Source organism: Catellatospora sp. TT07R-123, from assembly GCF_018327705.1.
In the GTDB taxonomy this organism is placed as follows: domain Bacteria; phylum Actinomycetota; class Actinomycetes; order Mycobacteriales; family Micromonosporaceae; genus Catellatospora.
In genome coordinates this window covers 3,378,571-3,396,500 of the sequence record NZ_BNEM01000001.1, presented here as the reverse complement: position 1 = coordinate 3,396,500, position 17,930 = coordinate 3,378,571, and the positions used below count along the sequence as shown (strand labels likewise).

The 17,930-nt window shown below is 72.0% G+C and carries 16 protein-coding genes; 5 read left to right on the top strand and 11 right to left on the bottom strand.

The window, feature by feature from the left end; translation table 11 throughout:
* Nucleotides 1–80: 80 nt before the first annotated feature.
* Complete coding sequence (locus Cs7R123_RS14520; protein ID WP_212826878.1) at nt 81–662, top strand: dihydrofolate reductase family protein; 582 nt, start codon at nt 81–83, stop codon at nt 660–662.
* Nucleotides 663–692: 30 nt separating this feature from the next.
* Here Cs7R123_RS14520 and Cs7R123_RS14515 read toward each other — a convergent pair whose 3' ends face one another.
* The gene (locus Cs7R123_RS14515; protein ID WP_212826876.1) at nt 693–2,009 is read right to left on the bottom strand and encodes an extracellular solute-binding protein; all 1,317 of its coding nucleotides are present in this window, start codon (nt 2,007–2,009) and stop codon (nt 693–695) included.
* Between the two features lie 99 nt (nt 2,010–2,108).
* Nucleotides 2,109–2,606, bottom strand: a complete 498-nt coding sequence (locus Cs7R123_RS14510; RefSeq protein ID WP_212826874.1) for an NUDIX hydrolase — start codon at nt 2,604–2,606, stop codon at nt 2,109–2,111.
* A 263-nt stretch (nt 2,607–2,869) separates the two neighbouring features.
* Between Cs7R123_RS14510 and Cs7R123_RS14505 the strand changes: the two genes are divergently transcribed.
* Entirely contained in the window at nt 2,870–3,187 is a 318-nt protein-coding gene (locus Cs7R123_RS14505; protein ID WP_212826872.1) for a hypothetical protein, read from the top strand.
* A gap of 96 nt (nt 3,188–3,283) precedes the next feature.
* Here the strand turns inward: Cs7R123_RS14505 and Cs7R123_RS14500 are convergent, their stop codons facing one another.
* The 6 genes from Cs7R123_RS14500 to Cs7R123_RS14475 all read right to left on the bottom strand — a co-directional run bounded on the left by Cs7R123_RS14500 (nt 3,284) and on the right by Cs7R123_RS14475 (nt 11,796).
* On the bottom strand, nt 3,284–4,198 hold the full coding sequence (locus Cs7R123_RS14500; RefSeq protein WP_212826870.1) for a GNAT family N-acetyltransferase: 915 nt from the start codon (nt 4,196–4,198) through the stop codon (nt 3,284–3,286).
* An 85-nt stretch (nt 4,199–4,283) separates the two neighbouring features.
* The gene (locus Cs7R123_RS14495; RefSeq protein ID WP_212826867.1) at nt 4,284–6,236 is read right to left on the bottom strand and encodes a M14 family metallopeptidase; all 1,953 of its coding nucleotides are present in this window, start codon (nt 6,234–6,236) and stop codon (nt 4,284–4,286) included.
* 71 nt (nt 6,237–6,307) lie between these two features.
* On the bottom strand, nt 6,308–7,663 hold the full coding sequence (locus tag Cs7R123_RS14490; RefSeq protein WP_212829180.1) for a trypsin-like serine protease: 1,356 nt from the start codon (nt 7,661–7,663) through the stop codon (nt 6,308–6,310).
* Between the two features lie 190 nt (nt 7,664–7,853).
* Nucleotides 7,854–8,846 (bottom strand): TAXI family TRAP transporter solute-binding subunit, encoded by a 993-nt coding sequence (locus Cs7R123_RS14485; protein WP_280517296.1) that lies wholly within the window; start codon nt 8,844–8,846, stop codon nt 7,854–7,856.
* Nucleotides 8,846–9,271 carry a roadblock/LC7 domain-containing protein gene (locus Cs7R123_RS14480; RefSeq protein ID WP_212826863.1) on the bottom strand — a complete coding sequence of 142 codons (426 nt, stop codon included), beginning with the start codon at nt 9,269–9,271 and terminating at the stop codon, nt 8,846–8,848. The genes Cs7R123_RS14485 and Cs7R123_RS14480 overlap by 1 nt, the downstream gene beginning before the upstream one ends.
* Nucleotides 9,268–11,796, bottom strand: coding sequence for a nitrate- and nitrite sensing domain-containing protein (locus tag Cs7R123_RS14475; protein WP_212826861.1), 2,529 nt, complete (start codon nt 11,794–11,796; stop codon nt 9,268–9,270). The genes Cs7R123_RS14480 and Cs7R123_RS14475 overlap by 4 nt, the downstream gene beginning before the upstream one ends.
* A gap of 348 nt (nt 11,797–12,144) precedes the next feature.
* Between Cs7R123_RS14475 and Cs7R123_RS14470 the strand changes: the two genes are divergently transcribed.
* Entirely contained in the window at nt 12,145–13,782 is a 1,638-nt protein-coding gene (locus tag Cs7R123_RS14470; protein ID WP_212826859.1) for a sorbosone dehydrogenase family protein, read from the top strand.
* A 58-nt stretch (nt 13,783–13,840) separates the two neighbouring features.
* On the opposite strand, the gene Cs7R123_RS14465 is transcribed toward Cs7R123_RS14470, so the two are convergent.
* Nucleotides 13,841–14,857, bottom strand: a complete 1,017-nt coding sequence (locus tag Cs7R123_RS14465; protein WP_212826857.1) for an OmpA family protein — start codon at nt 14,855–14,857, stop codon at nt 13,841–13,843.
* Nucleotides 14,857–15,489: a helix-hairpin-helix domain-containing protein gene (locus Cs7R123_RS14460; RefSeq protein WP_244871833.1), complete on the bottom strand. Its 633-nt coding sequence runs from the start codon at nt 15,487–15,489 to the stop codon at nt 14,857–14,859. The genes Cs7R123_RS14465 and Cs7R123_RS14460 overlap by 1 nt, the downstream gene beginning before the upstream one ends.
* A gap of 329 nt (nt 15,490–15,818) precedes the next feature.
* Between Cs7R123_RS14460 and Cs7R123_RS14455 the strand changes: the two genes are divergently transcribed.
* Together Cs7R123_RS14455 and Cs7R123_RS14450 are read left to right on the top strand one after the other, a co-directional pair.
* On the top strand, nt 15,819–17,192 hold the full coding sequence (locus Cs7R123_RS14455; protein WP_244871832.1) for a cellulose binding domain-containing protein: 1,374 nt from the start codon (nt 15,819–15,821) through the stop codon (nt 17,190–17,192).
* Nucleotides 17,193–17,231: 39 nt separating this feature from the next.
* Nucleotides 17,232–17,705 carry a MaoC family dehydratase gene (locus tag Cs7R123_RS14450; RefSeq protein WP_212826855.1) on the top strand — a complete coding sequence of 158 codons (474 nt, stop codon included), beginning with the start codon at nt 17,232–17,234 and terminating at the stop codon, nt 17,703–17,705.
* A 19-nt stretch (nt 17,706–17,724) separates the two neighbouring features.
* On the opposite strand, the gene Cs7R123_RS14445 is transcribed toward Cs7R123_RS14450, so the two are convergent.
* Nucleotides 17,725–17,925: a hypothetical protein gene (locus Cs7R123_RS14445; protein WP_212826853.1), complete on the bottom strand. Its 201-nt coding sequence runs from the start codon at nt 17,923–17,925 to the stop codon at nt 17,725–17,727.
* Nucleotides 17,926–17,930: the final 5 nt, after the last annotated feature.

The following is a 17,930-nucleotide window of genomic DNA, read 5'->3' as shown; positions in this document are numbered from 1 at the left end:
CGCTCCGGCGGTCGCGGGCGCGGCGGCTTGCCCCTCGCCCACCGCGCGGGCAGGGTGTTCGGTGACATGGAGGTATGCACATGGGTAAAGTCATCTGGCACACCACGCTGTCGCTGGACGGCTTCATCGCCGGCCCAGGCGGCCGGATGGAGTGGGTCACCGGGCACTCGGGCGTCCCGCCGGAGGTGTTCGACGAGATCGTCGCCCCGCTCGGGGCCGTCCTGGCCGGGCGCCGGACCTACGACGAGGGCATCAGCGCGGTCGGCGGGAAGGTGTACAACGGCGCCTTCGACGGCCCGGTGTTCGTGCTGACCCACCGCCCGCCCGCCGACCCCGGCCCCGGGCTGGAGTTCGTGTCCGGGGACATCGCCGAGGTCATGGCGACCGTCCGCGCGGCGGCCGGTGGCGGCGACATCGCCCTGCTCGGGGCGCAGACCGCCCGGCAGTGCCTGGCCGCGGGCCTGGTCGACGAGGTGTTCGTGCACCTGGTGCCCGCCCTGCTCGGCGACGGCGTGCGGCTGTTCGACAGTCCGGGCGACGACTGGATCGACCTCACCGCGGTCAGCCTGCGCACCGCGGGCGACCTGGCGCACCTGCGCTACCGCGTCGGCCCGCGCCGGACGCCGGCAGGCGAATACCCTGCCGCGCTCCAGCCCCGGTGAACCCGGGGCCGGTGCGCGGCAGGGCCGCTGTCAGTGGGTGTCGTTGTACTCGTCGAGCATCTGCTGGGCCTGCGCGGTGGCCTGCTGGAACCGCGCCACCGGGTCGGCACCGGACATCAGCACGTCGTGCATCGCCTCGGTGATCACGTCCTGGACGGCGCGGGCCCGCCCGAAGACCGCCCCCCGGGTCGCGGGCGTGTCCGCGCTGCGGCGCAGCTGGTCGATGGCGGTCCGCTCGTGCGGGTTCTCCACGTACCAGCCCTGTTCCTCCAGCAGCCGCAACGAGGACTCGGTGATGGGCATGAAGGTGCGCTTGTCGCCGTGCACCGCCGCGGCCCGCTGCGGTGCCACCAGGAACTGGAGGAACGCCAGCGCCCCGTCGCGGACCTCGTCGGACAGGCCCGCGGCCAGCCAGATCCCGTCGCCGGCCACCGAGTTGCCCACGAACGGCACGTCCTCGTTGTACGGGAACGGCACCGGGACGACCTCGAAGCCGTTGTCGCGGGCGTCGGACACCAGCGGCCCGGCCTCGACCGACGAGTTCAGCGTGATCGCGACCTCGCCCTTGACGAACAGGTCGTAGCAGCCCAGCCAGTCCATCTGCTTGCCGGAGTAGAGGAAGTGCCCGTCCCGGTTCAGCCGCTGCCACCAGGTCACGAACGACAGCATCTCCGGCGTGGCCAGGTCGATCTTCTCGGCCCGGCCGGTGCGGCCGTTGTCGTGGTCGACGTACTGGCCGCCGTGCTGGGCCACCGCCTGCTCGAAGAACCAGCCCTGGTTGGGCCAGGTGATCGCGTGGGAGGGGCGCCGCCCGCGCAGCCGCGCGACGGCCTCGCACGCCGCGTCGATCTGCTGCCAGGTGCGCGGCGGCTCGGTGATGCCGGCCTCCCGCAGGATGGTCATGTTGGCGTACATCAGCGTGGTCGACGGGTTGCGCGGCATCGCGTTCAGCTTGCCGTCGATCGTCTGGTTGCGGGCCATGTTCGGCACCAGGTCGCCGACGACCACGGGCTCGCCGAGGATCTCGGAGCGCCCGCCGATCGCCTCCTCGATCGCCTGGAACGCGGGTGCCCCCGACGGCAGGCGCATGTCGCGCGCGTGCTGGCTCCACAGGTACATGATGGTGACCAGCTGCGGCCCGGTGCCCGCCGCGACGGCGTCACCGAGTTCCTCCAGCATCGTGCGCACGTCGATCCCGCTGATGCGCACCTCGTACTCCGGGTGCCGGCGGCCGAACTCCAGCGCCTGCTCCTTGATGGGGTCGAGGAGCTTGGGCAGCAGGAACCAGTGGTTCATCCACATCTCGACGACCGTCTTGCCCGGCGACTCGGGCGGCTGCGCTGCCATGTCTCGCCCTCCGTGTGGTTTCGCGGCATCTGTCGCTTCCCCACGTTGCCGTTCGGCGAGGGCTTCGGCACCTTCCTACGTGCGCGGTGCCGCCGTCCGTCACAGCCCCAGCGGCACCGGCTCGGCCGGAACGCCGTCGGCCAGCAGCGCGGCCAGCAGGGTGGCCATGTCGCGCGGCGAGAACACCGCCGGTCCGGTGTACGCGCCGAGCTCCGCCGGCGACCACCAGCGCCACCCGAAGATGTGCTCGTCGGCCAGCTCGGCGTCGGTCATCGCGCCGCGCGGGGTGAACGCCTCGGCTCGGACCAGGAAGTAGTCGTTGATCACGCCGTCGTGGCCGTTGGCGTGCCCAGGCTGGACCACGACCTGGTGCCACACGTGCGGCGGTTCGGTGGACAGCACCAGGCCGGTCTCCTCGCGCAGCTCGCGGTGCAGCGCGTCGAGCAGCGTCTCACCGGGGTCGAGCCCGCCGCCGGGGGTGGCCCACACGGTGAACGGCCCCGTCGGCCGGTCGAAGTCGAACCGGCACAGCAGGATGCGGTCGTCGGGGTCCAGCACGATCGCGCGTGCCGAGTGGCGCAGCTTCGGCAAGGTCATCCCCGCACTGTACGACCAGGACGATCCCCCCGCCGCCCCACCCGGGCTGGGCGCGGCGGGGCGGATGATCGCCGTCTCCGGTCAATCGCTAAGCGCTCGGGCCACCTTCTGACCGCAGACAGCGATCACCGGGGCGCCGGTCGCCGGGCCGTCGCGTCGCCGTCTCCGGGTGGTGTCGGGTGCGGGCCGATCGGCCGATGCGGCGCGGATCTCGCGCGCCGTTATCGTGTCGCAATCTTGACGGGAATTCCACAGGGGACGCTATGCAGAACAGGATCGGGGCGATCCTGCTCGCCCTCATCGGGGTCGGCATGATCGCCTTCGGCATCCATCAGCAGTCGGCTGCGGTCACCTGCGACAACCAGGTGATGACGCCCGGCGACCAGTGCATCAGGTACAGCGACAGCTCGCGCACCGCCTACACCTTCGACGAGTATGCCGGCCGCCAGCACACGCAGGGCGTGGTCATCACGGTCTTCGGCGTCGCCCTGCTCGGCTACGCCGGATACACCGCCGTACGCGAGAGCCGCCGCGACCGCGACGACGCCGCCGCCGCGATGGCCTGGCAGCAGGGAGCCTGATGATGTCCACCACCCCCGCCGCGGCGCAGCCGCAGGAGTTCGCGCAGCTGCCGCGGCCGGGTCTCGGTCATGCGCGCCGACGGCAGGTCCGCCGCGTCACAGCTCCTTCAGCAGCGACCACTCGGCGGCGCAGACCTGGTAGCCGAGCCAGTCGTTGACCGCCAGCATCGGCTTGTTCTCGTAGTCGTTGCACGTGATCGCGGTATGGATGCCCAGCTCCGCGGCCTTGCGCAGGGCGGCGGACTTGACCAGCTTGGCCAGGCCGCGCCCGCGGAAGTCGCGCAGGGTGCAGGTGCCGGTCGAGGTGCCGCGCCCGGCGGCCCGGTCGGCCTCCATGAACGTCGCGCACGCGGCCACCCCGTCGACCACGGCCACGGTGCCGACGTGGTGCTGCTGGTCGGGGCTCTCCCAGTACCGCTTGAGCCACAGGTCGTACGGCGTGCCGTCGTAGGACACGTCGCCGGGCTCGTCGATCGAGGCGGCCTGGTCGAGGTCGTACACGGTGCGCGGGCCCGCCTCGGCGAGGCTGATCAGGCGCACGTCGGGCGGCAGCTCCGGCATCGGCGGCAGCGTCCGGGTGTCCACCTGGGAGAAGCGGTCGCGGGCGCCCTGGGTGAAGCCCCGGTGGGCGGCGAAGGCGAGCGTCGCCTCGTCGTCGTTGCCCCACGCGTGCACCCGGGTCGCGCCGATGTCGCGCAGGTGCGCCTCCAGGCGGCTGTGCAGCGCCGATCCGGCGCCCCGGCCCCGGAAGGCCGGGTCGGCGACCAGCGTCAGCGCGCCGGTGTTCGGCACCGAGGTCTGCAGGTTCAGGTTCGCCATGCCGAAGGCGGCGACGCGGCCCTCGTGCTCGGCGAGCAGGCGCAGCGGGCGGCTGGCCTCGGGCACGGTCCGGAACCAGTTCTCCTGCGCGGCCACGCTGGCGGTGAACCAGGCGTAACTGGCGGTCCGGATGCGCGCCAGCTCGGGTACGTCCGCCAGGGTCGTCTCGCGGATCATCAGTTCGTCGGTCACGCCACCTGTCTAGCAGCGGCCGCAAGCCATTTACCGGGTACGGCGCCCGCCCGCTGGGCAGCCGGGCGGGTGCCGTACCCGTGTCTCACAGCGTCAGCGTCCAGCTGTTGACGTAGCCGGTGTCGGCCGACGCCGCGTCCTGGACCCGCAGCCGCCACACGCCGTCGGCGGCCTCGGTGGACAGGTTCACGGTGAAGGTCTGGTCGATGTTGTCGGCGCTGCCGCCGGTGCGGTTGGCCAGCGTGTAGACGCTGCCGTCCGGCGCGACCAGCGCCACGACCAGGTCACCCTTGTACGGGTGCACGATGTGCACCTCCGCCGTCGCCGTCGCCGAGGCGCTGCGGCCGCAGCCGGAGATGGTGATGTTGCTGTACACCGTGCTCAGGTCCGGGATGGTGACGTCGGTCGGGTTGGTGCCGACGCAGCCGGGCGCGCCGTTGACCGTCAGCGTGTACACCGCGGTCCGGGTCGCCCCGGTGCCCGTGCCGGTCACGGTGACCGGATACGTCCCCGCCGGGGTCGACGCCGACGTGCTGACGGTCAGCGTCGCCGACTGCCCCGAGGTGACCGAGGACGGGCTGAACGACGCGGTCGCGCCCGCGGGCAGGCCGCTCGCGGTCAGGTTGACCGTCTGCGCCGCGCCGTTGGTGACCGCCGTGGCGACCGTCGAGGTCACCGCGCTGCCCGGGTTGACCGCGCCCGAGGCCGGGCTCAGGCCCACCGAGAAGTCGTTCGCGGCGGTGCAGTACTGCGCCTGCTTGTTGATGGCCCGGTACGGGCAGTCGGCGTACTCCGACAGCAGCAGCACCGCGTCCCGGTTGCGGGCGGTCTGCGCCCCGATCACCTCGTCCGGCGGGTAGAAGCCGGGGCTCGACGAGACCGGGTACATCTCGAACGTGTACGTCCACACCCGCTGGTCGCCCCAGAGCCAGTCGGTGATGTCGCCGTCGGTGATGTAGAGGTCGCTGCCCTGCTCCGGCGTGTAGCCGTTGGTGGCGGCCATCTGCTGGCCGATCGTGGCGAACACGTTGTGCTCGTCGGCGGTCATGCCCGGGGTGACCGTGTCGGCGGTGGTGTACCCGAACGGCCAGAGGATCAGCTCGCCGTACGTGTGGAAGTCGATGTTGGCCTTGACCTGCTGCACCCCGCCGATGCGGCGCGAGAGCACGAAGTCGCGCAGCACCTGCGCCTCCGGGGTGGAGAACGCCGACGCGCCCCGGTAGGTCTCGCTGGAGGTGGTGCCGCTGGAGCCGCCGCAGCAGCCCCACTTGTAGCCGAAGTTGCGGTTGATGTCGGTGCCGACGTTGCTCGAACCGCTGTTGGGCTGCCGGTTCTTGCGCCAGGAGCGGTAGGAGCCGGTGGCGATGTCGTACTCGCCGCCGTCCGGGTTGAGGTCCGGGATGATCCAGATCTCGCGGGAGTCGACCACGGCGCGCACCCGGCTGTCGGTGGCGTACTGGTCGGTGAGCAGGTTGGCCAGGTAGAGCGCCATCTCGACGGTCAGGTGCTCGCGCGCGTGCAGGTGCGCGTTGATCAGGATCTCCGGCTCGTTCTCGTCGGTGCCGACGTTGTCGGAGATCTTGAGCGCGGTGATGGCGCGGCCCTCGTACGAGGTGCCGATCTGGGTCTTGCTCGCCAGCGTCGGGTGGTCGGTGACGATCTTGTTCAGCTCGGCGGTCGCCTCGGCGAAGTTGTGGTAGGCCGAGTCCGCCGAGGGGAAGTCGTACGTGATCGCGCCCGGGGACGCGAGCTGGTCCGGGCCGGGCTGCTGCTCCAGCGTGAAGCCGAGCGCGCGGATGCGGGCCACCTCGGCGCCGGTGGCGGTGACGTAGACGCGGCCGTGTTCGACCAGGTCGATCGCCGCCCCGGTGCGGGCGACGGCGTTGCGGTCGGCCAGCGTGCGCGGGCCGGTGACGAGGTACTGCGCGGAGCTGTCCGCGGCGGCGCTCGGGCCGATCGGCGCGGCGGCGGCCGGCGGTGCGGTCACCGTCAGCGCCGTGCCCAGCGCGAGCGCGGTCAGCAGGAGTCTGCGTCGCATGGGATTCCTTTCGGGGGAATGGGGGCAGGCCCGGCCGACGGGGGGAGCGACCGGGCCTGCCAGGAGTGAGGTCAGAGGGTGAGCGTCCAGCTGTTGATATAGCCGGTGTCGGCCGACGCGGCGTCCTGGACACGCAGGCGCCAGGTGCCGTTGCGGGCCTCGCTCGACAGGTTCACGGTGAAGGTCTGGTCGATGTTGTCGGCGCTGCCGCCGGTGCGGTTGGCCAGCGTGTAGACGCTGCCGTCCGGCGCGACCAGCGCCACGACCAGGTCACCCTTGTACGGGTGCACGATGTGGACCTCGACCGCCGAGGTCGCCGACGCGTTGCCGGTGCAGCCCGACACGGCGATGTCGCTGTAGACCGTGCTCAGGTCGGGGATGGCCACGTCGGTGCCGTTGGTGGCCGCACCGCAGGTGCCGACCGCGTTCACGGTCCAGCTGAACGAGGCGGTCCCGGACTTGCTCGCGCTGTCGGTGGCGGTCACGACCACGGTGGAGGTGCCGGCGGTGGTCGGCGTGCCGGTGATCTGGCCGGTGCTCGCGCTGATCGACAGACCCGCGGGCAGGCCGGTCGCCGACCAGCTGTACGGCGCCGTGCCGCCGGTGGCGGTGTTGTTCAGCGTCACCGAAGTGCCGACGGTGGTGGTCTGGTTGCCGGGGCTGGCCACGCTGACGCCGCCCGGCGCCCCGCCCAGGGACACGGCGGCGTTGTAGATGTCGGTCGCGAAGTAGCGGACCTCGGTGTAGACGCCCGGGTTCTGAGCTCGGGCGCAGCCGGTGCCCCAGCTCGTGATGCCGACCTGGACCCACTCGTTGGCCGCGTTGCGCTTGAACATCGGGCCGCCGGAGTCGCCCTGGCAGGTGTCCACGCCGCCCGCGCTCCAGTTGCCGGCGCAGATCTCCTCGTTGGGCAGCAGGCCCGAGTAGTCGCCGCCCGCGCTCTGGCACTGGGTGTCGGTGATGAACGGGACGTCGGCCTTGCGCAGGTAGCGCTGCTGGCCGCCGCCCTCGGTGGCCGCGCCCCAGCCCGCGACCGCGAAGGAGCCGCTGTGCAGGGAGGTGTCGGTGGCGATCTTCAGCAGCGGGGCCTGCGTGATCGGGCTGGACAGGCGGATCAGCGCCCAGTCCTTGCCGGTGCCGCTGTAGCCGGGGGCCCGGTAGACGTAGTTGGACGTGCGGGTGACCCGGCTGGTGTCCTGGAGGTCGACCACGCCCCAGGTCGCGGTGATCGAGGTAGTGTTCCCGGTGGCGCCGACGCAGTGGGCCGCGGTGAGCACCAGGCTCTGGGTGTACATGGCCCCGCCGCAGCCCATGGACAGGCGCACCATCCACGGGAACTCGCCCTGCGCGGCGGTCGTGCCGCCGACCACGGGCTGCGGGCCGTCCGGCCCGACGGGGACGGCCTGTGCGGGCACGGCTGCCGCCATGCCGCCGGTCACGGCCGCGGCCAGCGCGATCGCGCCGGCCCGCAGTGCCGTTCGAAGTGACTGCCTCACGGATCCTCCCAAGGTCCGACCGGCCGCCCGGCGGCTTCTGGCCCCGGGCAGCGGTGAGTTCCCCTGGAAGGTAACTATTCCAGTGATGCATGGCAATATTTGATTTGGTATGAAGTGGCGCTCAGCTGACGTTGTAGAACAGCTCCGCGCCGGTGTGCAGGGACAGGGGAGCGGTCTCGGAGGCCTTGGCCCGGTCGATGTTGGCACCCTCGGGGTGCACCGCGGCCAGTTCCGACTGGTACGTGAAGATCAGCTCGGTGAGCTTGTGCGCCAGGTCGATCGGCATGTCCTCGCCCACCACGATCAGGTTCGGCACCGCCACCGTGGCCGTGTCCCGGCCCAGCCCGTACGCCGCCTTCGGGATGACGGCCGCGCTGTAGATGTCCGGGTGCGCCCGGTTCAGCGCGGGCAGCACCTCGCCCAGCGGCACCAGCGTGAACCGCCCCGGGGCCTGGCCGAACAGGGCGGTGAGGCCGACCGTGGGCAGGCCAGCCGTGTAGAACATGGCGTCCAGCCGGTCCTCGCGCATCAGGTTCGTCATCTGCGACAGCGAGGCCGACGTGCGCTTCAGGTCGCGGTCGGGATCGACCCCGGCGGCGGCCAGCACGCGCAGCGCCACCTCCTCGGTGCCCGAGCCGCGCGGGCCGGTCGCCACGCGCAGGTCCTTGAGCCCCTGCACCGAGGTGACGTGGGCGTCGGCGCGCACGACCAGGTGCGTGTAGCTGTTCCACACCCGGGCCAGGGCGCGCAGCCGCACCGGTCTGCCCTCGAACGCGCCCTTGCCCGCGACCGCGTCGGCGGCCACGTCGGCGAAGGTGAACGCGATGTCGACGTCGCCGCGGGCCAGCCGCTGGAGGTTCTCGCCCGCGCCGTTGGTCGGCGGGGCCAGCGCCTCGTATCCGGGCAGGTGCCGGTTGACGATGTCGGCGTAACCCCCGCCGATCTGGTTGAACACGCCGTTGGTGGGGCCGGTGCCGATGGTCAGGACGCCGTTGTGCCAGGGTGGCAGCCCCTGGTCGGCCGTGCTGGTGCACGCCGCCAGAACGGCTGCCACCAGCACGGCCGTCAGCAGGGCCGGCCACCGCCGGACGCGCCGCGCGAGGGCGGGCGCCATCAGATCGCGTCTGCGCGGGCGCCGGGCTCCAGGGCGTACGCCACGCGGTGCGCCAGCAGGGCCGTCTCGTAGCCGATCTGGCCCAGGTCGCAGCCGGGCGCGGCCACGACGGCGAGGAAGGCCCGGTCGCGTACGGCCATGATGAGCAGCACGCCCTCGTCCATGTCCACCACGGTCTGGCGCACCTGCCCCGTCTCGAGGCACGTCGCGGCGCCCACGGTGAGGCTGGCCAGGCCGCTGGTGATGGCGGAGAGCTTGTCGGAGAGGTCCTGGCGCAGCCCGTCGGAGGCGGCGATGGTCATGCCGTCCACGGACACGGCCAGGGCATAGGTGACGTCGGCGATCCGTTTGGCGAACGAGGTCAGCAGCCAGTCCAGGCTGTGGACCTCTTCGGCACCGGCGAGCTGGGCGGAGTTCTGAGTCATGAGGTGCTTTCCTTCTTAGCCGGCGAGCTTGCCTGCTGCTCGAGGGCCAGTTCGCGGTGAGCGGCCGCGATACCGGTGGCCAGGCCTGACAGCCGCGTGCGGACCACTTCCGGGTCCAGGACGTCGACACGGCGTCGGGAGACTGCGTCGCCGTCCGGTGCCAGCACGTCGCCGGGTCGGCGACGCGGCAGCCCCGACGGCAAGAGCTCGCGTTCGTGGTGAGCGTGGGATGCGGGAGCGACCACAGGGATCACCTGGGTCGTCGCCGCGTCGGCGCCGCCGGCCGGACGGACCGGGAAGTGGACGGCGGAGGAGGGGACGGTCGGGGTCGGGGGGACGGCGGTGACGGTGATGATCGGGGAGGGGACGGTGGGTGAGTCGAGCGTAGGGGATGGAACGGTCGGGGAGGGGTCCCGTGGCGGATCGGTGGCCGCCCGGCGGGTGCGCAGCATCTCGCCGACGGGCGGGGCTGAACTCGGCGCGGGCAGGGTCAGCCGCTCGGCGGTGGCCGGCGGCGGGGCGAGCAGCGTGGTCGGCAGCAGCACCAGGGCCACGGTGCCGCCGTTGGGGCTGCTGCGCAGCTGCACCGAGATGCCGCGCCGGGCCGCGATCCGGGCCACCACCAGCAGACCCATGGTGCGGGTCAGGTCGGAGGTCAGGGTCGACGGCTTGGTCAGCCGCTCGTTGATCTCGGTGAGCTGCTGGGGCGGCATGCCGATGCCGGAGTCGAACACGCTGAGCGTCAGTCCGTCCACGCCGCGGCGGCTGGAGACCAGCACCCGGCTGTTGGGCGGGGAGAAGTCGGTGGCGTTCTCCAACAGCTCGGCCAGCAGGTGGACCACGTCGCCGACCGCGTGCGCGACCACGGACAGGTCCGCGATCGCGTTGGTCTCGACGCGGGTGTACTGGTCGATCTCGGCCGCGGCCGCGTGCACCACGTCGATGAGCAGCTCGGAGCGCATGAACCGGCGGCTGGGCTCACCACCGGCCAGCACCAGCAGGTTCTCCTCGTTGCGGCGCATGCGCGCGGCGAGGTGGTCCAGGGCGAAGAGGCGGGCCAGCGACTGCGGGTCGGTCTCGTCGCGTTCGAACTCGTCGATCAGGTGCAGCTGCCGCTGGACCAGGGTCTGGCCGCGCCGGGACAGGTTGACGAACATCGCCGACACGTCGCTGCGCAGCATGGCCTGGTCGGCCGCGAGCCGCAGCGCCTGCTGGTGCAGCGCGCCCAGGGCCGCGCCGACCTCGCCGATTTCGTCGGCGGGGCCGGACAGCTGGGCGTCGACGCGGGTGGTCGCGGCCTTGGTGAGGCGGCGCACCGTGTCCGTGCTGGGCGCGGCGGAGACCTCGGCGATCGCGGTGGGCAGCTCGTCGGTGGCGACGGCCAGCGCGGCGCGGCTCAGCTTGCGCAGACCGCGGCTGGTGCGTACGGCCAGGAACACCGCGAACGCCAGCGACACCACGATCGCGGCGACCGTGCCACTGCCGGCCAGCCACGCCTTGCGCCGCGCGGTGGTCTCCAGCATCGTGGCCCGGTCGTCCAGGGTGGTGATGACCTCCAGCTCGAACAGGTACAGCCGCCGCAGCGCGTTGGTCTGGGCGATGTGCCAGGTGTCGGGATCGACCCGCAGCGCCGCCGGGTCGGTGTCGCCGCGCAGCGCCGCTTCCATGATCTGCTCGGCCCGGTCCACGTCCTCGCCGCTGACCACCTTGAGGTAGCGGGCGTGCAGCGCGGCCCCGGCGATCGGTTCGAGCTGGGCCTCGCGCTCGATCTGCGCGCCGTGCAGTTCGGCCAGCTCGGCGAGCTGCCCGGCCTCGAACCCGTTGCGGCCGAACGCCTCGCGCAGCAGGCCGCGCGCCTCCGACCGGTGGTGCTCGATCGCGTTGAGCACCGAGACGGTGCGCGCCAGCGAGTTGAGGTCGGCGTCCTTCGGCTCGGCGGCCAGCGCCTCGCCGACGGCGACCAGCGCGTGGGTGAGGTCGTCGTAGATCTCCTCGGGCGAGTTCTCGCCGTCGGCGCCCTCGGTGTTGAGCGCCTCGGGCCGCTGGGAGCGCTCGCGCAGCTGGGGCAGCCCGGTCAGGTCGGCCCCGGCGTCGGCGAGCAGGGCGCGCAGCGCCGGGGTGGTCTGCATGACCTTCGCCGCCGCGTCGGTGTAGCCGGTCACGGCGTCGTCGGTGCGCCGCCGCTGGGCGACCAGCAGCTGCTCACCGGCCTTGCCGCCGCGCTGGAGCAGCGCCTCGGTCTCGGCGATCTCCTGTTCGAGCTGGTGACCTAGCCGGACGGTGGCGGTCAGCGCGCTGGTCAGCACCACCGACTGCCGGGAGTCGTCGATGCTGCGCACGGCCGCGCGGGTCTGGATGCCGCCGAGCACGGCGAGGGCCGCCGTGGCCACGGCGATGGGCAGCAGCAGCCGGTACCGGATGGAGCGCAGCGGTTTGGTGCGCCGCCGACCCGGCAGCGGGGCCTGCTCTGTTTCCCGCGCGTAAGGAGGTGCCCACGGCGGCGTGGAGCCGCTCGTGCCTGTCATCCCATGCACCTCCGGACGGTGTGTCGCGCTTGAATGAGCGTTGCGTGCGCAAACGTGCGCCACAACCCCCGAACCGTCCACCGGACGGTCACTTCGTGGTCACCTTTGACGACACGTTCAGCGGTACCGGAGGCGGATCTGAGCCGATGGTAGATGTTTCAACGGTGTTGCGGTGAGGCGCACTCGCGTTAACGGACGCCCACCGCCGCCAAGTGCGTTGTCCGACCGTGCCCGATGGTGGTCGGAGCGTGTGTCCGCCCGGGACTTCGGGCGTGTGACGCCGCCCCGAGCCGGGCGCGCTGGGTAGCCTGACCCGGATTACCTGATAACTGGTGATTTGGGGGAGACATGAGAGCCCGCAACATCCTCGTCGCGGCGGCGGTGCTGGCCGTCGTGGCCGGCGGCGCCGGCTGGGCGGCACTGCGCCCGACGGCGTCCGCACCGGACTCGGACGTTGCGGCCGACGCGCCTGTCATCACCGAGCCCGCCGTCGAGGGCCGCCTGGTCAGCGGTGCCGACGTGCACATGGAGACCGCGCCCGCCGCGGCCGGGGCCGCCGCGCACGGTCATGCCGCGACGCTGGGCTGCACCGACTGGGAGATCTGGACCGTCCAGCCCGCGCAGCGGGTCTGGTTCGGCGGCTGCGTCGGCGGAACGCAGAAGGTGCACGCCCATCTGGGCGACGGGGTGTTCGAGAACGAGTTCGCCGGGCGCCGGGACCTGGCCCCAGACCGCGACTACGCGCTGCGGGTGCGCTACCGGTTCGACCAGGCGGCCGGCCAGACCGTGTGGGGGCCGTACGCGCAGCGCGCCTTCCGCACCGACCAGCAGCGCAAGGCACTGCCCACCGGCGAGCGCTGGACGGTGCGCCAGCCCGGCTACCGGGTCGAGGAGGTCGCCGGCGGGTTCGAGCTGCCGGTGCACATCGCGATGGTGCCCGAGCACTCCGACGACCGCGACAAGCCGCTGGCGTACGTCACCGAGCTGTACGGCTCGATCAAGGTGATCACCGGGGACTTCCGGACCCGTACCTACGCCGGGAAGCTGCTGAACTTCGACCCCAGCGGCACGTTCCCGGGCAAGGGCGAGACCGGCGTGACCGGCGTGGTGGTCGAGCCGCGGACCGGCGACGTGTTCGCCGCGGTCCTGCACGAGTCCGGCGGCAAGCACTACCCGCGGGTGATCCGGCTGCACAGCGAGGACGGCGGCCTGCACGCCAAGACGCAGACCACGGTGCTGGACATGCCCGGGGAGTCGCAGGAGGCCGCGCACCAGATCTCGCAGCTGAACATCGGGCCGGACGGCCGGCTGTACGTCCACATGGGCGACGGCATGACCCCCGAGACCGCCCGCGACCTGGACTCCTTCCGGGGCAAGATCCTGCGGCTGAACCTGGACGGCACCGCGCCGGACGACAACCCGTACTACGACGCCCGCGACGGCATCACCTCCCGCGACTACGTGTACGCCCTGGGCTTCCGCAACCCGTTCGGCGGCGCCTGGCGACCGGGCGGCGGCTACTACGAGGTCGAGAACGGCACCTCGATCGACCGGCTGGCAAAGGTCGACAAGGGCGTGGACTACCAGTGGAACGGCGAGCGCGAGAGCATGCGCCAGCCCGCCCTCTACGTCTGGGAGCGCTCGACCGCCCCGACCGCGATCGCCTTCATCGACCCGCAGGTCAACCACGGCGCGGGCTTCCCACAGGACAAGTACGGCCACATGTTCGTCGCCGAGAGCGGGCCCACCTACGCGGTCGGGCCGCAGGAGCTGGGCAAGCGGATCGTGGAGTTCACGTTCCGGCCCGACGGCTCGGTCACCGGTCCGCAGCCGCTGATCGAGTACAACGGCAAGGGCCGTTCGACCGTGGTCGGCCTGGCGGCGGGCCCGGACGGGCTGTACTTCACCGCCCTGTGGCCCGACGGCGAGAAGGACAAGCCCACCTCGGCCGACGCCAAGGTCTACCGCGTGCGGTACACGGGCTGAACAGCTGAAACGCAGAGCGCCCCGCGACAGTTGTCGCGGGGCGCTCTGCGTTCTCAGGTCAGGGCAGGACGATGAACTCCACCCGGCGGTTGATCGCCCGGTTGGTCTCCGTCGTGTCCGGCACCTTCAGCCGGCTCTCGCCGTAGCCGACCGAGGTCAGCCGGTCGGCGCTGACACCGTGCGCGACCAGGAAGTCCACCACCGTCTTGGCCCGGGCCCGGCTCAGCGCCAGGTTGGACTCGGCGGTGCCGATGGTGTCGGTGTGGCCCTCGATGCGCACCTTGACCTCGGGGTTCTCGGTCAGGATCTGCGCCGCCCGGACCAGCGCGGCCTGCCCGGCCGCGGTCAGCACGGTGCGGTTGTCGAGGAACGTCACCGGCGGCAGGCTGATCAGCGCCTGCTGCACCTCGACCTTCATCTGGTCGATGACGGTGGCGCCGCTGGCCACGGCCGCGTCGGCGATCGCGTCCTTGGCCGCCTGGGTCTTGATCGTGCCGGTCAGCGTCAGCGCGCCCTCGCGCAGCTCCACCGAGGCGTCGGTCGAGTTCTTGCCCACCGCCTGCAGCACCGGGACCAGGCCGCCGAGCGCGGCGCCGGTCACGGTGGCGTCGACGGTGAGCTGGTCGTCGACGTCGACGTCGGCCGAGATCGCGGCCGCGGCCTGCTTCAGTGCGGTCCGGGTGGCCTCGTCGGGGACGCGGCCGCTCAGGGTGACCTTGCCGCCGACGACGGCGACCAGCACCGACGGCAGGGCGGGCGCGGGCGGCGCCACCACGGGCGCCTCGGGCCACTCGGCGTCGGCGACGCGCACGCCCTCCAGCGCCCGCACGATGCGCAGCGCCCGGGTGCCCTCGGCCTCCGAGCCGGCGCGCAGCGTGCCGTCGCGGCCGATGAAGCTGACCCGGATGTCGGGCAGCCCGGCGGCGGTCAGTGCCGCCACCGACCGGCGGGTGAGGTCGTCCTCCATCTTGTGCCGGTTGGGGATGTGCTGCGCCACCACGATGCCGGTCAGGCCGACGACGGCGACGGCGAGGCCGACCAGGCGGCTGAACCTGCGGTTGCTGCGGTCGCTCATCAGGCCCGTCCCGTGTCCCGCCCGGCGACCAGGCGGCGGGTCAGGTCCTCGAACCCGGCCTCGTCGCCGTCGGCGAGCAGCTGGGCCTGCGCGGCCCAGGTCACGATGCTGGGCGCGAAGTTCATGCCCGCGTCCTCGATCGCCGTGCGCAGGGCGGTCTCGTCGGCGGCGGCGAGCTGGGCGTACGTCCGGATGCCGGCGTTGTTCAGGGCGGCCTTCATCTTCGGGCCGATGCCCTCGATGCGCTCGATGTCGTCGGCGGGGCTGTCCTCGGTCGCGACCGCGACGGCGGCGACCACGGGGATGTCGGCGTCGGCGGCGTCGTCCGGCTCGACCTGCTTGGGCACGGCGGCCTTGACGATCGGGGCGACCCGGGTGACCGGGCGCTGCTGCACCTCGATCTGCTCGGGCTCGGCGGCGGCCACCGGCTGCTCGGCGGCGACCAGCTCGGCCGTGGCCGCGGCTGGCGCCTCCCTGATGCGGGACAGCGTCACCGTGTCGACCATCTCCTCGTCGACGGTCTCCTCAATGGGCTCCGGCTTGCGCCGGGCCCAGAGCAGGTAGCCGACGAGCAGGCCGAGCAGGAAGGCCGCGATGATTATGAGGAGCGACTGGCCGATGAACCAGGCCACGAAGACCTCCAAAGTGAACGCGCTTGTCGGGGGCAAGCGCTGCGGGAAACTCGGGGCAGCTTCGCATACGCCCGATGGATGCGACAGAGCGCATCGGCCTGTTGTGGCGTCGTCCGCAGGGGTGGAACCGGTTCGGCCGCTTGACACTCCACCGGTCGGACACCGGGGCTTGACCACCCGGGGCGGTGTGCGACGATATCGACGGGAGCCTACGTCGTCGGCGGCCATCAGGGTGGGTCAGACCCGGCCGGACCACGACGCCATGTCCGTCAGACAACGACACGCGTCATCGTGCCGTACGCCGGTGGCGTGCGAAAGGACTCCCGCTCATGACCACACCACTACCCGGCCTGACCGTGCCCGTGCGCCGTGCCCGCGCCCTGCGCCTGCGCGCGGCGGTGCTGGCCGCGCTGTCGGCCCTGGCCCTGGCGCTGCTGATGCTGCCCCGCCTGCCCGCCGCGGCGGTCACCGTGACCACGCCGGTCACCGGTAACACCACCTACTTCGACGGGCTGGGCGCGCCGTACGGCGGCTGCGGGATGCCGCAGGCCAACCTCGACAGCCAGGACTTCATCGCGCTCAACGTGTTCAACACCCCGAACGACTACGCGTACTCGACGCGGCCGGTGCCGGCCGGGACCAAGGTCGGGGCCTGGGAGAACGGGCGCAACTGCGGCCGCTGGGTGCAGGTCGTCGTCGGCGACTACTGCACCGGGATCAACGACGGCGCGCCCGGCCAGGCGTTCTGCCGCAACGGGTCCTACGTCGCCGACGGCTACAACGGCGGCGTGCTCAACATGCTGGTCGCCGACAGCTGCGGCGACGCCAACGCCTGGTGCCGCGACGATCCGTACCACATCGACCTGGCCAAGGCGTCGCTCAACCGGTTCGTCAAGAACGGCGCCACCGTCACCGACATGTACCCCAACCACTTCAACAACCGCCACATGACCTGGCAGTACATCGCCGCGCCGAACTACAGCGGGGACATCCGGATCGGGTTCCTCCAGGGCGCGCAGACGTGGTGGGGCGCTATCGCGGTCTCGCACCTGGCCAACGGCGTCCACGGGGTGGAGTACTTCGCCAACGGGGCCTGGCAGACCGCGCCCATGAACAGCGACATGGGCCAGAGCTTCATCCCGACGCCGGTCACGGCGGGCGGCAGCCAGTTCCAGATCCGGGTCCGCGACGCCAACGACGCCCTGATCAACAACGGCCGGGTGTACACCTTCTCGCTGCCCGCCTCCTGCGGCTCGTCCTGCCCGGCGGCGTACACCGAGGTCGCGTACACCACCAGCGGCGGCCCGACCGGCAGCCCGTCGGCCAGTGCCTCGGCCAGCCCCAGCGCGTCGCCGAGCGCGAGCCCCTCGCCCAGCGCGAGCCCGTCGCCTAGCCCGTCGGGCCAGGGCGGCGCGTGCACCGCGACCGGCGCGGTGTCCAGCCAGTGGCAGGGCGGCTGGCAGGGCCAGGTCACCGTCACCGCCGGGGCGGCGCCGATCAGCGCCTGGACGGTGAAGTTCACCCTTCCCGCCGGAGCGTCGATCACGCAGCTGTGGAACGGTGTGCTGACGGTCAGCGGATCGAGCGTGACGGTCAGGAATGCGACCTACAACGGCAGCCTGAACGCCAGAGGGTCGACCACGTTCGGGTTCACCGCGAACGGTTCGCCGTTCACCGTCCCGCTCACCTGCACCAGCCCGTAAGCCGATGATCGGCACATGGGCATCTGCTTAGATGCCCATGTGCCGACGACGATCACTCACGTACGCGACCTCGCCTCCGTCGTGGGGGAGTTCCTGGGCCACAGCGAGTGGCACGAGATCACGCAGCGCCAGGTGGACCTGTTCGCCGAGGCGACCTGGGACCACCAGTGGATCCACACCGATCCCGAGCGGGCCGCCGCCGGGCCGTACGGGCAGACCATCGCGCACGGCTTCCTCACCATGTCGCTCACGCCGACCCTGCTGGCCGAGATCTGGCGCGTCGACGGCGTCGACATGACCGTCAACCAGGGGATGGACAACCTGCGCCTGCGCGCGCCGGTGCCGGTCGGGGCACGGGTGCGGATGGGGGCCGACCTGCTGTCGGCCCGCACCCGCCCGCGCGGCTACCACGAGGTCGTGGTGAAGCTGGTGTGGGAGCTGGAGCACGCGGGCGAGCAGAAGAAGGCGGCCACCGCCGACCTGACCATCCTGCTGCGCCAGACCGCGGCCTAGCTCAGGGCCTGCGGCCGGTTCAGGGCTGGCCGGTCCAGCGGGCGTCGTCCTCGTCCCACTGCTCGTTGCGGTCCTGCACGCGCTGGAGCGCCTGCTCGGCCTCGGCGGCCGTGGGGTACGGGCCGAGCAGGTTCTTGGCCGGGCACCGGTCCTGACCGGTCTCGACGCGGTGGTGCTTGACGCACCAGAAGTACTGCGGCGGGTTTCCGACATCCGTCATGACAT